Consider the following 14213-nt stretch of genomic DNA (forward strand, 5'->3'; position numbering starts at 1 on the left):
AGGCTCCCACAGCGCCACGGGCATGGAGGTCGGGCATGAGCACACGCCTGCAAACCGGCGGCCGCCTGCTCGATCGGGGCCGCCGCGAAAGCTTCACCTTCAACGGCCGCCGCCTGACCGGCTACGCTGGGGATACGCTGGCCTCGGCGCTGCTGGCCAATGACCGGATGCTGGTCGGTCGTTCCTTCAAATACCATCGCCCGCGCGGGCTGGTCGCCTCGGGCGCGGAAGAGCCGAACGCGCTGGTCGGGCTGGGGCGGGGCGGGCGGTTCGAGCCGAACCAGCGCGCCACCACCACCGAGCTTTTCGGCGGGCTGCAGGCCGAAAGCCAGAACCACTGGCCCAGCCTCGAGTTCGATATCGGCGCCGTGAACGGGCGGCTCGCGCGGGTCCTGCCGGCGGGGTTCTACTACAAGACCTTCATCCACCCGCGCCCGCTGTGGAAACATGTCTACGAGCCGTTCATCCGCAAATCCGCCGGGCTGGGCAAACCGCCGCAGGATCGCGATGCCGACCGGTATGAGCATTTTCACGTCTTCGCCGACGTGCTGATCATCGGCGGCGGCATTGCCGGGCTGCAGGCGGCGCTGGCGGCGGGGCGGGCCGGGGCCCGCGTGCTGGTGATCGAACAGACCGCCCATTGGGGTGGCCGCGCGCCCGTTGACGGGGTGCGGATCGGCGGAGCGCCCGCCGAGGAGTGGATCGCCCGGGCCGTGGCCCGGCTCGAGGCGATGGAAAACGTCACCCTGCACCGCCGCACCATGGGCGCGGGGGTCTATGACCATGGCTATGCGCTGGGCTATGAGCGTGTCACCGATCACGCGCCGGAAACCGATGCGCCGCGCCACCGGCTGTGGAAAATCCGCGCCCGGCAGATCATCTCCGCCACCGGTGCGATCGAGCGTCCGCTGTCCTTTGCCGGCAACGACGTGCCGGGGGTGATGCTGGCCTCTGCGATCCGCGATTACGTGGTCAACTGGGCCGTGTCCCCCGGCGACCGCACCGTGGTGGTGACGAACAACGATGATGCCTATCGCACCGCGATCTGCCTGAAGCAGGCGGGGCTGGAAGTGCCGGTGATCGTCGATGCGCGGCCCCGGGCGGAGGGCGCCCTGCCCGAGGCCGCGCGGGCGCTGGGCATCCGCGTCGAAACCGGCCGGGGCATTGCCATGGTCATGGGCGGCAAGCGGGTCACCGGCGTCGCGCTCTGCGCCCAGGCGGGCGAGGGCGCGGTGCTCGAGCAACTGCCCTGCGATGCGGTGGCGATGTCCGGTGGCTGGTCGCCGGTGGTGCATCTGTGGTCGCATTGCGGTGGCAAGCTGCTGTGGGACGATGCGCAGGCGATGTTCCGCCCCGACGTGGCGCGCGCGCCCACTTCGCATGATGGCGCGCCCTTCGTGAGTGCCGCCGGTGCCGCCAATGGCGCGCTGCGGGCCGCAGAGACTCTGGCCGATGGCGATGCCGCGGGCCGGGCGGCGGTGCGGGCGCTGGGGCTGCGCGCGCCGGGCGGGGCCGCGGATCGGGCGGAGGCGCCGGACGAGGCGCCGCTGTTGCCGGTCTGGATGATGCCGCAGGGCGCGGGCGAGGCGCTGCGCATGAAGATGTGGCTGGACTATCAGAATGATGTGAAGGTTTCCGATCTGCAGCTTGCCGCGCGGGAAGGCTATGAAAGCGTCGAACATGCCAAGCGCTACACGACGCTGGGCATGGCCACGGATCAGGGAAAACTGAGCAATATAAATGGGTTAGGTGTTCTTTCTGATGCGATGGGTGAGGATGTGCCGCGGCTGGGCACCACCACATTCCGCCCGCCCTATACGCCCATATCCATGGGCGCCATCGCGGGTGAGGCGCGGGGCGGGCTGTTTCAGCCGTTGCGCCGCGGCCCGATCCAGCGCTGGCATGAAGACAATGGCGCCACGTTCGAACCCGTGGGCCAGTGGCGGCGGCCCTATTGCTATCCCCGTGGCGATGAAACCCGCGCCGAGGCGGTAACGCGAGAGGTGAGGAACACACGGCAAGCCATTGGTTTGCTTGATGCATCGACGCTTGGGAAAATTCTGGTCAAGGGGCCGGACGCGGGCCGGTTTCTGGATCTGCTCTATACCAACATGATGTCTTCGCTGACGCCGGGGCGCTGCCGTTACGGGCTGATGTGCAGTGAAAACGGCTTTCTGATGGATGACGGCGTGGTGGCCCGGATCGACGATCAGACCTTCCTGTGCCACACCACCACCGGCGGCGCCGATCGCATCCATGCGCATATGGAGGAATGGCTGCAGACCGAATGGTGGGACATGCAGGTTCATACCGCCAATCTGACGGAGCAATTCGCGCAGATCGCGGTGGTTGGCCCCAACGCCCGCGCGCTGCTGGAAACGCTGGGCGGCATGGATGTCAGCCGCGAGGCGCTGCCCTTCATGGGCTGGGCCGACGGGCGGATCGGTGGCATCCCGGCACGTGTCTTCCGCATCTCCTTCTCGGGCGAGCTTTCCTATGAGGTGGCGGTGCCGGCCGGCCATGGCCTCGCGTTCTGGGAGGCATGCGTGGCGGCCGGGCAGGCGTTCGGCCTGATGCCCTATGGCACCGAGGCGCTGCATGTGATGCGGGCGGAAAAGGGGTTCATCATGATCGGCGACGAAACCGATGGCACCGTCATTCCGCAAGACCTTGGGCTTGGCTGGGCGGTGTCGAAGAAGAAGGCCGATTTCATCGGCAAGCGCGCGCAGGAGCGCGCCCATATGACCGACCCGGAACGCTGGAAGCTGGTGGGGCTGGAAACCATCGATGGTTCGGTCCTGCCCGATGGCGCCTATGCGGTGGCCGAAGGGCGGAATGCCAACGGGCAGCGCAATGTGCAGGGGCATGTCACCTCGGCCTATTTCTCGCCCACGCTGGGGCGGGGCATTGCCCTGGGGCTGGTGCGGAACGGCCCCGACCGGATGGGAGAGGTGATCAGCTTTGCCACCATCGATGGCGGGCTGATCGGCGCGCGGATCGTGGATCCGGTGTTTTATGACAAGGACGGGGAGAAGCAGGATGTCTGATCCGGTCAGCGCCCTGAACGGCGCCGCCTATGACGGGGTTGTCCGCGTCGAGGAACTGGGGCTGCGCGGAATGATCACGCTGCGCGGCGATCACGCCTCTGTCGCGGTCAAGAATGCGGCGACAGGGGTGGCGGGGGTGGATTTTCCGGATGCGCTGGCCTGCGACACGGTGGGCGAGCGCGGGCTGGCCTGGATGTCGCCCGACGAGCTGCTGGTGCTGGTGCCCTATGCCGAGGCCGACAGGGCCGTTGCCGCCATGCAGGCCGAACTGGCGGGCACGCACAGCCTGGTCGTGAATGTCTCTGACGCGCGCGCGATGTTCCGCATCAGCGGGCCCGCCGCGCGCGAGGTGCTGGCCAAGCTGTGCCCGGTGGATCTGTCGCCCGGCGCCTTCGGCCCCGGCGATTTTCGCCGGACCCGCGCCGCGCAGGTGCCGGTGGCCTTCTGGATGCAGGCCGATGACGCCTTCGCGCTGATCTGCTTCCGCTCGGTCGCGGGCTATGTCTTCGACCTGCTGAAAACCGCCGCCCGGCCGGGCGGAGAGATCGGGTATTTCCCCGCCGGGGCTTGACCTTCGGCCGCGCAGGGCTCCATCTACGGGAGGAGATTTTTGCACCAACCAAGAGGGGCTGACCAATGGCTTTTGAACTTCCCGACCTTCCCTATGCTCACGACGCGCTGGCTGAGGGCGGCATGTCGAAAGAGACGCTGGAGTATCACCACGACCTGCACCACAAGGCCTATGTCGACAATGGCAACAAGCTGGTCGCCGGGTCCGAGTGGGAGGGCAAGACCCTCGAAGAGATCATCAAGGGCACCTATCAGGCCGGCGCCGTGGCGCAGAACGGCATTTTCAACAATGCCTCGCAGCACTGGAACCACATGCAGTTCTGGGAAATGATGGGCCCGGGCAAGGGCGCGATGCCCGGTGAGCTGGAATCCCGCATTGTGGATGCCTTTGGTTCCGTCGATACGTTCAAGCAGGAGTTTTCGGCGGCGGGCGCGGGGCAGTTCGGCTCTGGCTGGTGCTGGCTGGTGGTCGATACCGACGGCACGCTGAAAGTGACCAAGACCGAAAACGGCGTGAACCCGCTGTGTTTCGACCAGACCGCGCTTCTGGGTTGCGATGTGTGGGAGCATTCCTACTACATCGATTTCCGCAACAAGCGCCCGGCCTACCTGACCAACTTCCTGGACAATCTGGTGAACTGGGAAAACGTGGCGGAGCGTCTGGCCTCCGCCTGATCCGCGATGCCGGGTCTGATCCGATCGTGGCCGCCCCTTGAGGGGCGGCCATTTCTGTTGCCGATTGGCGCATCCGGCCGGCGGGCCGCTGTTGAAGGAACGCAGGATGGGAGAGGCGGGCAAGGGGTTTCTGGCGATGGCGGCGGCCAGCGCGGTCTGGGGGGTGTCGTCGGTTTACTACAAGCTGCTGGCCGATGTGCCGCCGCTCGAGGTGCTCAGCCACCGGACCATCTGGTCACTGGTGTTCTTCGGCGTGGTGCTCTCGTTTCAGGGGCGGCTGGGGCAGGTGATCCGGCTGCTGCGCGACTGGCGCCTGCTGGGGCTTGTGGCGCTGGCGTCGGTGATGATTTCGGTCAACTGGTTTTTCTTCATCTATTCGGTGCAGGTGGGGCGGGCGGTACAGGCCAGCCTTGGCTATTACATCTTCCCGCTGGTCGCGGTGATGCTCGGGTTCGTGTTGTTGCGCGAGCGTCTGTCGGCGGTGCACTGGCTGGCGGTCGGGCTGGCCGGGATCGCCGTGGGCGGGCTGACGCTGGGGCTGGGGGTGGCGCCGTGGATCTCGCTCATTCTGGCGTTGAGTTTCGGCTTTTACGGTCTGCTCAAGAAGAACATGCCGGCCGGGCCGGTGGTATCGGTCACGGTTGAGGTTCTGCTGTTGTCGCCGCTTGCGCTGCTTTGGCTGGTCGGCGTGCATCAGTGGGGCTGGACCGGGCTGGTCGGGCGCAATCTGGGCGCCTTCGGTCATGATCTGCGCCACAGCCTGCTGCTGATGGGGGCGGGGCCGCTGACCGCCGGGCCGCTGATCCTGTTCTCTTATGCGTCAAAGCGGATCAGCATGGCGACGGTGGGGCTGGTGCAATATGTCAACCCGACGCTGCAGTTTCTGGTGGCGACGCTGATTTTCCGCGAACCGCTGACGCGCTGGCACGTTGCGGCCTTTGTGCTGATCTGGAGCGCGCTGGCGCTATATTCGTGGGAAAGCCTGCGTCAGGACAGGGCGGAGCGCAGGGCGAGGGTCAGCGCCGGAACCGACGGCACGACGGTGACATAATCCTTCAGGCTGGCTTCGGCGAAGCCTTCGCCGATGAAATGGTCGATCAGCGTGACGAGCGGATCCCAGAAGCCTTCGGTATTGAGCAGGAATATCGGCTTTTCATGCAGCGCAAGCTGGCGCCAGGTGAGTACCTCGAAGAATTCATCCAGCGAGCCGGCGCCGCCCGGCAGCACCACGATGGCGTCGGAATTCATGTACATCACCTTTTTGCGCTCGTGCATGTTTTCGGTGATGATGAAGGTGGAAAGATCGCGTTTGCCGACCTCGCGGTCGAACAGGTGCACGGGGATCACGCCGAAGGTGGTGCCGCCCTCGGCCTGCGCGCTGCGCGCGACCCGGCCCATCAGCCCGACGTCGCCCGCGCCGTAGACCAGGCGCCAGCCTTCGGCGGCAATGGCCTTGCCGGTGGTCTCTGCCGCATCGGCATAGGCCTGGCGCCCGCCATCGCGTGAGCCGCAAAAGACACAGATTGAGCGTTGGGTTTGTGTCATGGGCGCCTCGGACCTTGGGTTCTGGACCCGTGATAGCGGGGTTGCTATGGTCTCGCAAGCGTGGCCGATGGGGATGGGCCGTGCGGGGGATAAGGTTGATGTCACTCTGGGAAAATCTCGGGGCGCCGGGACGCGGTGCCGTTGTCGGGCTCGCGGTGGTTGCCGCGGCGGGGGCCGGTTTCGTGATCTATGAATACGGGCGCCGGGCAGAGCCTGTCGCCTTGGCGCCGGAACCGGGCCCGGCCGCCGCGATCTCGCCTGTTTCGCCGCAAACGGGCGCGAAAGATGCCGAAAACGCCGGTGCCGACCCCGTGGCCGCGCCGCAGCCGCCCAGCTTTGATGTGGTCCGGGTAGAACCTTCGGGCAGCACGATTGTCGCCGGTGCCGCGGCACCGGGCGCCGAGGTGCGGGTGCTGGTCGATGGCGCCGAGGCGGCCACGATCCGCTCCGACCAGAGGGGACAGTTTGTCGCGTTCCTGGACATCGCGCCCAGCCCGTTCCCGCGCCTTCTGTCGCTGGAGATGGACACGGGCGACGGGGGGGAGATCCCTTCGGTTGCCGTGGTGATCCTGGAGCCCGCATCCGGGCCGGAGGCCGGGCAGGTGGCCGAGGCTGTTCCGGCCGCCGAGCCGGTCGTGACGGCGGATGCCGACACGCCGCCGCCGCTGGCGGAGGGCGAAGCCCCGCGGGCGGCCGCGGCCGATACCTCCGCCGCGCCCGTGGAAACCGCGGCACTGGCCCCCGATCTGCCGGGCCGGCCCGCAGCGGAGCCCGCGCCCGAACCGGTGGCGGCGGGCACCGCGCCCGCATCCGCAGACGCGCCAGACGCCAGCCCGGCCCCGGCGGGCGATGTGGCGGCCTCTGCCAGCGTCGATCCCGATCCGGCCCCCGCCGCCGGCGTGCAACCGCCAGCGCCCGCTGCCCCCGCCGTGCTTCTGGCCGACGATCAGGGCGTGCGGATCCTGCAGCCGCGCGCGACGCAATCGGCGCCCGAACTGGGCCAGACCGTGGTGATCGCGGCGATTTCCTATCGCGCTGACGGCGCGGTCATCCTGTCGGGGCGGGGCAAGCCGGAGGGTTTCGTCCGGCTCTACCTGAACAACGGCGCCATCGGTTCGGCCACCGCCGATGGCGGCGGCAGTTGGAACGCCACGCTGGAAGGGGTCGCGCCGGGGATCTACACGCTGCGCGCCGATCAGGTGGATGCGGCGGGCAAGGTGACGGCGCGGTTCGAGACGCCGTTCAAGCGCGAGGCGCCCGAAGAGCTGGCCGCCGCCAGCGCCCTGCGCGCCCATGCCACCGGTGCGGGGATTTCGGCGGTGACGGTGCAGCCGGGCTTTACCCTCTGGGGCATCGCGCGTGAGAATTACGGTGACGGGCTGCTTTACGTGAAGGTCTACGAGGCCAACCGGGATCAGATCCGCGACCCCGATCTGATCTACCCCGGCCAGGTGTTCGAGGTGCCTGAGGCAGAGTAACCCTCTGGCCTTTTCGGGCTGCGTCCCATAGGGTCGCGCCGCTCTTGAAGGAAGAAGGTTCCGCCGATGTCCCCCAGACCCACCACCGCAGATTTAGGCAAGCTGGAACGCGGCAGCGCAATGCGGACGATCCGCAAGGTCGGCCCCTATCTTTGGCCCGACGGCCAGCCCTGGGTGAAGCGGCGGGTGCTGCTGGCGATGCTGGCGCTGGTGGTGGCCAAGCTGGTGTCGGTCGGCACCCCGTTCCTGTACAAGGCCGCCGTGGATAGGCTGGCCGGCGAGGGGCAATCGGCCGCCTGGATGCTCGGGGCGGGGGCGATCGGCCTGACCGTGGCCTACGGCGTGGCCAAGGTGCTGACGGTGGGGTTTCAGCAGATTCGGGATGCGGTGTTTGCCAAGGTGGCGCAGCGTGCCCTGCGCACCCTGGCGCTGGAGACGTTCACCCACATTCACGAACTTTCGATGCGCTATCACATCACGCGCAAGACCGGCGGGCTGAGCCGGATCATAGAGCGCGGCGTGAAGGGGGTGGAGTTCCTGCTGCGCTTCCTGCTGTTCAGCGTCGGGCCGCTGGTGCTGGAACTGCTGATGGTCGCGGCCATCTTCTACGTGGTGTTCGATGTCTGGTATCTGGCCATCGTGGTGGTGACCATCGCGCTGTATGTGCAGTTCACCTTCAAGGTGACCGAATGGCGCGTGAAGATCCGCAAGGAGATGAACGATCAGGACACCGACGCCAACCAGAAAGCCATCGACAGCCTTCTGAATTTCGAAACCGTCAAGTATTTCGGCGCCGAAGCGCGCGAGGCCGCCCGCTATGACCGCGCCATGGCGGGCTATGAGGCGGCGGCGATCAAGACCAACTATTCGCTGGCCTTTCTGAACTTCGGCCAGTCCTTCCTGATCACGCTGGGCCTGATCGGGGTGATGGTTCTGGCCGCGATGGGGGTGCAGGATGGCCGCCTGACGGTGGGCGATTTCGTGATGGTCAACGCCTACATGATGCAGATCACCATGCCGCTGAACTTTCTGGGCACGGTCTATCGCGAAATCCGGCAGAGCCTGGTGGACATGGGCCAGATGTTCGATCTTCTCGAACAGCCCGCCGAGGTGAAGGACAAGCCCGGCGCGCCGGCGCTGAAGGTCGAGGGCGGCTCGGTCGAGCTGCGCGATGTGTTCTTCGGCTATGATGCGTCGCGGCCGATCCTGAAAGGCGTCAGCCTGAAGGTGCCGGCGGGCGCATCGGTGGCGCTGGTCGGCCCGTCGGGATCGGGCAAATCCACCATCGGGCGGCTGTTGTTCCGGTTCTACGATGTCAACGGCGGGGCGCTTCTGATCGACGGGCAGGATGTGCGCGACGTGACCCAGGTGAGCCTGCATGCCGCCATCGGTGTGGTGCCGCAGGACACGGTGCTGTTCAACGACACGATCTATTACAACATCGCCTATGGCCGCCCCGACGCCAGCCGGGCCGAGGTCGAGGCCGCCGCGAAGGCGGCCAAGATCCACGAGTTCATCACCCGGCTGCCCGATGGCTATGAGACCCCGGTGGGCGAGCGTGGGCTGAAGCTTTCGGGCGGCGAGAAACAGCGCGTGGGCATCGCCCGGACGCTGCTGAAGAACCCGCCGATCCTGCTGCTCGACGAGGCGACATCGGCGCTGGACAGCGAGACGGAGCGCGACATTCAGGACGAGCTGAAGGCGATGGGCGTCGGTCGCACGGTGCTGAGCATCGCGCATCGTCTCTCGACCATCGTGGATTCCGACGAGATCATCGTGCTGGAACATGGCGTGATCGTCGAGCGTGGCCGGCACGAGGCACTGCTGGCGCGCGGCGGGCGCTATGCCGCGATGTGGCAGCGCCAGCAGGCCGAGGAACAGGAGGGCGAGGCGGCCTGACCGGCCACGCCCGCCGTCACTCGGCGGCGCGCAGCGGATTGCCGGGTTTTACCGGGCTATCCGCGTCATCCTGCGCGCCGGACAGGGCTTTCTTGACATCGCTCGGATCGAGCGGGCGCCGGGGGCCGGTATCGCCCTCCTGCCGGGGCGGATCGGCGGGCGCGTCGTTCCAGATGATCTCGGGCGATTTCACCTTGCGCGCGGCCCGGTTCAGCGCCAGATCGCGCGCGGCCCGGCTTTCGCCGCCCAGCGACATTGCCCGAAGGCCCGCGGCCGAGCGATAGGCGCCGGCCACGAACCAGACCCGCAGCGCCAGCAGGGCGGGGGTAACCACCAGCGTCAGCAGCGTGGCGATGCCCAGCCCGAAGACAACGGCGGTGGCAAGCTGTTTCCACCACAGCGCGGTGGGCGAATCGATCGAATAGCCGCCATTGATGAAATCGAAGCTGAGCCCGAACATCATCGAGGCAAGGCCCGCCATTGTCGTTATCGTGGTCAGCAGCACGGGGCGGATGCGCTGTTCGGCGGTGCGCACGATGGCCTCGATCCGGGGCATGAACCGGCTGAATTCCTGATAGGTATCGATCAGCACGATGTTGTTGTTCACCACGATCCCCGCCAGCGCGACAACGCCGGTGCCGGTCATGATGATCGAAAACGCCTGATCCATCACCAGCATCCCGATCAGCACGCCGGTGGTGGAGAGCACCACCGCCAGCAGCACCAGAACGGAGTTGTAGAAGCTGTTGAACTGCGCCAGCAGGATGATGAACATCAGCCCCAGCGCGCCCAGGAATGCCTGGGAAAGAAAGGCCTGACTTTCGGCCTGATCCTCCTGATCGCCGGTCCATTCCCATTCGATGCCGGCGGGCAGGGGGTTTTCCTGCTCCAGCCAGCCCGTCAGCAGGGCGATACGTTCGGTCGGGGTAAGGGGGGCGCCTTCGGCACTGGTCAGGCCGGGGGCCACGGCGGCCTTCACGTCGAAATGGCGGGTGCCGTCGACGCGGGTGATGCGGCCCAGCTTGGCCACCGGCGCGCGGGTGACGAAGTTGGACAGGGGCACCAGCCCGTCGGCGGTGCGCACCTTCAGGCTGTCGAGGGTAGAGAGCAGGCGATCGGTTTCGGGCAGGCGCACCCGGATCTCGATCTCTTCGTCGGAAGAGGGCACGCGCATCGTGTCGAGCAGCAGGCCACGGGTGACGAGCTGCACCATGCCGCCCACCGTCACCACATCGGCGCCGTAGCGCCCGGCCTGCTCCACATCCACGTCGATCTGCCAGTCGATGCCGGGAAGCGGCAGGGTATCCTCGACATCGGTCAGCCCCCGGGTCTGTTCGAACCGCGTGCGGACACGGGTCGTGGCCGCCACCAGATCGTCCCAGTTGTCACCCTTCAGGCGCAGATGCAGCGGCTTGGCCGAGGCCGGGCCGCGTGATTGCGAGAGGATCTCGGTCTTGATGCCGGGCAGGCCCGCAAGCTGCGCCTCGATGTCGTCCAGCACCAGATCGCCGTCCAGATCGGGGTGATCCTTGCGGTCGGCCCAGGGCAGAAGTTCGATCTGCACCTGCCCGATCGTGTCGAGCGGCGGCTGGGCGCCGCCGGTGTTCTGGTTCAGCCCGCCGTTGCCGGCGAAGGCAAACACGCTGTCGACGGCGGGATTGCGCAGCACCGCCGCCTCCACCCGCCGCACCATCCTGTCCTTCTGCTCCAGAGACAGGTTGCCGCGCGCGCGCACGTAGACGATGGCCTGTTCCGGTTCGAACTCGGTGAAGAATTCGACACCGTTGTTGTGCTTGCCATAGAAACCGAACACCGCAACGACGAACCCCACCACGGCAACCACCGTGACCACCGGCATGATCGGGTTGCCCGCGATCAGCTTGATGACCCGGCCAAAGAGTGTGCGGCGGTATCCGGCGCGGATGCGCCCGGCGCCCGGATCGAGCCGCGCCGCCATCAGCGCGACGGAACTCAACAGCGCCGACGCGGTGAAGAGAATGGCGCCGGGCAGCAGATCCAGCGGCGGCGGTATCGGGCTGGCCCCGCCGAACAGATAACCCGGGTTCAGCACCTGCATCGCGCCCAGGAACATCAGGTAGAGCGCCACCGGCACCAGCGCCGCCCGCGCCGCCCAGGGCAGGCGCTTCAGCCCGCCCGCAAGCCGCGCCAGCAGGCGCGACACCCGGCCCGAAACACCGCCCATGACCGGCAGGAAAACCAGCGCCACGACCAGCGAGGCCGAGAGCACGAAGATCAGCGTCACCGGGAACATGCCCATGAATTCGCCCACCACGCCGGGCCAGAACAGCATCGGCAGAAAGGCGCAGAGCGTGGTGGCGGTGGAACTGACGATCGGCCAGAACATACGCTTGGCGGCCTCGGTGAAGGCCGCCATGGGCCCCGCGCCCTCGGCGATGCGCCGGTCGGCATATTCCACCACCACGATGGCACTATCGACCAGCATGCCAACAGCCAGGATCAGGCCGAACATGACGATGTTGGAAATCGCCACATCCATGATCCCCAGCAGCACGAAGCACAGCAGGAACGAGGTCGGGATGGCAAAGCCCACCAGCAACGCCGAGCGGGTGCCCAGAAAGGCCAGCATCGCAATCATCACCAGCGCGATCGCCGTCAGCACCGATCCCTGAAGCTGTTCGACCATCGATGCCACCGTGCGCGACTGATCCAGCGCGGTGCCCACCGAGACTGCGTTGCGCAGATCCTCGGGCCAGCCCGCGCGGGCCTCCTCGACGGTTTCGCGCACCAGATCGGCGGTGCCGATGATGTTGAACCCCTTGCGCTTGACCACCTGCAGGGCCACCGTCGTCTCGCCGTTGTAGCGGGCGGTGCCGGTGCGGTCCTCGAAGGTCAGGCGGATGTCGGCCAGATCGCCCAGCGTCACCACGCGGTCGCCGTTGGTCTTGACCGGCAGGTCGTAGACATCGAGCGGCCCGTCGAACGAACTGGGGATCTTGACCGAGAACGTGCCCGTCGCGCTCTCGATCTCGCCGGCGGCGATCAGCTGGTTGTTGTTGACCACCACGTTGATCAGCTCGGCCGCGGTGACGTTATAGGCCTCCAGCCGAAGCGGGTCGATCACCACCTCCAGCATCTCGTCGCGGTGACCGGCCAGGCCGGCCTCCAGCACCGGGTCCAGCGCCTCGATGCGATCCTGCAGATCCTTGGCCACCCGCAGCAGCGTACGCTCGGGCACCCTGCCGGACAGGTGTACGACGATGATCGGAAACTCCGAGAAATTGATCTCGGTCAGCGTGTATTTCTCGGCCCCGGCGGGGAAATCCGCCTCGGCGGTGTTCATCGCGTCGCGGATGTCGGCGATGATCTTGGACTTGTCCCAGCCGAATTCGAATTCCAGCGCGATGCCGGCGTAGTTCTCTTCAGCGGTGGCGCTCATGGTTTTCAGGCCGTCGAGATCCGAAAATTCGGATTCCATCGGCTTGATGATCAGCTTTTCGGCATCCGAGGCCGAAATGCCGGGAAAGGGGACCGACACGAAGATCGCCGGGATCTCGATATCCGGCTCGCCCTCTTTCGGCAGGCCGGTATAGGCCAGCGTACCGGCAAGCACCGACAGCATGACGAGCGCCAGCACCATGCGCGCATGGGCGGCGGCCCAGTCGACGATGCCGGTCATTCGGCCGCCTCCTCGAAGCGGGCACGCACGGGCACGCCGTCGGTCACGTATTCCTGCCCGATGATGATCACATCGGCCGCTTCGGGCAGGCCGGTCAGCCAGACGCCGTCCACCGTGTCGCGCATCACCGTGACCGGGCGAAAGGTGGCGCGGCTGTCGGCGTCGATCAGGCGCACGCCGATGCGGCCGTCATCATCCAGCGTCAGCGCCGATTGCGGCATCAGATGGGCCGGGGTGCTGCCCGACGCGATGATCATCTCGACGGTCTGGCCATCGCGGATCGTCAGGTCGGGATTGGCGATCTCCACCTCTACCCGGAAGGTGCGGGTGGCGGCGTCGGCCGACCGGCTGAGAAAGGTCACGCGCCCCTCGACAGGGCGGCCGGTGGCCAGCCGGGCCCCGGCGCGGGCCCCGACCGAAACCTTCTCGACCTCGGTTTCCGGCACGAACCCGACCAGCTTGATCGGGTCGAGCTGGATCACCGTGGCGCAGAGCGATCCCGGCTGCAGCAGTGCGCCCAGTTCCGCGCTGTCGGATTCCAGCAGCCCGCTGAACGGGGCGGCGATGGTCAGGCGCGCGATTTCCTGCTGCGCGACGGCGCGCGCGGCCTGGGCGACGCTGATCGCCGCGCGGGCGGCATCCAGCCCCGAATTCGCCGATTCAACCCCGGCCTTGCGCGACGAGACCCCCGCCGCGGTCGAGGCGACGCGGGTTTCCGATGCATAGCCTTCCTGGTTCAGGCGCACGGCGGCGCGATCGTTGATCTCGGCCTCGCTCAGCAGGGCCTGGGCCTCGGACAGGCGGGCCTGAGCTTCGGGCAGGCGGGCGTTGGCCTCGGCAAGCTGCGCCTCGGCCTGGGCCAGCGCGGCCAGCCGGGTGCCGGCATCGATCGTGCAGACCGGCTGGCCCTCGGACACGAAGGCGCCCTTGCGCAGCGGGGCGGAATTGACGCGGCCCGACGTTTCGGCGCGGGCCTCGACCATGCGCGCCGCCTCGGTCCGTCCGCGCACCAGAACGATGTCTTCCACCGGCTGCGCCAGCGAATGCAGGGCCACCACGGAAACCCGAAGGTCTTCGGGCGCCGCGTCGGGCCCGGCGGCGGCCTGTTCGGGCACCGGGGCGGTTTCGGGGGCGGGGGGTTCGCGCCCGGCAAATTCAAGAACGCGCTCGCGTTCGGCGATCATCAGATAAAGCGCGACGACGACAAGGCAGGCGGTAATGATGGAAACGATCCGCATGTAATCCTCAAAATCCCCTTCGTGGCCGGAAAATGCGGCGCGGGCCGGTCGCAAAGCCGTTCCGGGGCGGCACCAGACGTCGCGGAACCGGCGGGTTCAGGGT

General features: G+C 67.2%; 9 protein-coding genes. 6 read left to right on the plus strand and 3 right to left on the minus strand.

Features of this window, described 5'->3' with window-relative positions; all coding sequences use genetic code 11:
- Positions 1–35: 35 nt before the first annotated feature.
- The 4 genes from TQ29_RS07370 to rarD all read left to right on the plus strand — a co-directional run bounded on the left by TQ29_RS07370 (position 36) and on the right by rarD (position 5343).
- Positions 36–3047 carry a sarcosine oxidase subunit alpha family protein gene (locus tag TQ29_RS07370; protein ID WP_054538635.1) on the plus strand — a complete coding sequence of 1004 codons (3012 nt, stop codon included), beginning with the start codon at positions 36–38 and terminating at the stop codon, positions 3045–3047.
- Entirely contained in the window at positions 3040–3618 is a 579-nt protein-coding gene (locus TQ29_RS07375; protein ID WP_054538636.1) for a sarcosine oxidase subunit gamma, read from the plus strand. The genes TQ29_RS07370 and TQ29_RS07375 overlap by 8 nt, the downstream gene beginning before the upstream one ends.
- A 65-nt stretch (positions 3619–3683) precedes the next feature.
- Positions 3684–4292, plus strand: coding sequence for a superoxide dismutase (locus TQ29_RS07380; RefSeq protein WP_037211476.1), 609 nt, complete (start codon positions 3684–3686; stop codon positions 4290–4292).
- 91 nt (positions 4293–4383) lie between these two features.
- The gene (gene rarD / locus TQ29_RS07385; RefSeq protein WP_328705644.1) at positions 4384–5343 is read left to right on the plus strand and encodes an EamA family transporter RarD; all 960 of its coding nucleotides are present in this window, start codon (positions 4384–4386) and stop codon (positions 5341–5343) included.
- Here rarD and TQ29_RS07390 read toward each other — a convergent pair.
- Positions 5280–5837 carry a TIGR00730 family Rossman fold protein gene (locus TQ29_RS07390; RefSeq protein WP_054538638.1) on the minus strand — a complete coding sequence of 186 codons (558 nt, stop codon included), beginning with the start codon at positions 5835–5837 and terminating at the stop codon, positions 5280–5282. The genes rarD and TQ29_RS07390 overlap by 64 nt on opposite strands.
- Before the next feature lie 98 nt (positions 5838–5935).
- Between TQ29_RS07390 and TQ29_RS07395 the strand changes: the two genes are divergently transcribed.
- Complete coding sequence (locus TQ29_RS07395; protein ID WP_054538639.1) at positions 5936–7315, plus strand: LysM peptidoglycan-binding domain-containing protein; 1380 nt, start codon at positions 5936–5938, stop codon at positions 7313–7315.
- 66 nt (positions 7316–7381) lie between these two features.
- Positions 7382–9214, plus strand: coding sequence for an ABC transporter ATP-binding protein/permease (locus tag TQ29_RS07400; protein ID WP_054538640.1), 1833 nt, complete (start codon positions 7382–7384; stop codon positions 9212–9214).
- A gap of 16 nt (positions 9215–9230) precedes the next feature.
- Here the strand turns inward: TQ29_RS07400 and TQ29_RS07405 are convergent, their stop codons facing one another.
- A complete protein-coding gene (locus TQ29_RS07405; RefSeq protein WP_082386571.1) occupies positions 9231–12872 on the minus strand; it encodes an efflux RND transporter permease subunit in 3642 nt (1213 codons plus the stop codon).
- Positions 12869–14110 carry an efflux RND transporter periplasmic adaptor subunit gene (locus tag TQ29_RS07410; protein WP_054538641.1) on the minus strand — a complete coding sequence of 414 codons (1242 nt, stop codon included), beginning with the start codon at positions 14108–14110 and terminating at the stop codon, positions 12869–12871. The genes TQ29_RS07405 and TQ29_RS07410 overlap by 4 nt, the downstream gene beginning before the upstream one ends.
- Between the last annotated feature and the right edge of the window lie 103 nt (positions 14111–14213).

Source organism: Actibacterium sp. EMB200-NS6, from assembly GCF_001305615.1.
GTDB classification, from domain to species: domain Bacteria; phylum Pseudomonadota; class Alphaproteobacteria; order Rhodobacterales; family Rhodobacteraceae; genus Actibacterium_A; species Actibacterium_A naphthalenivorans.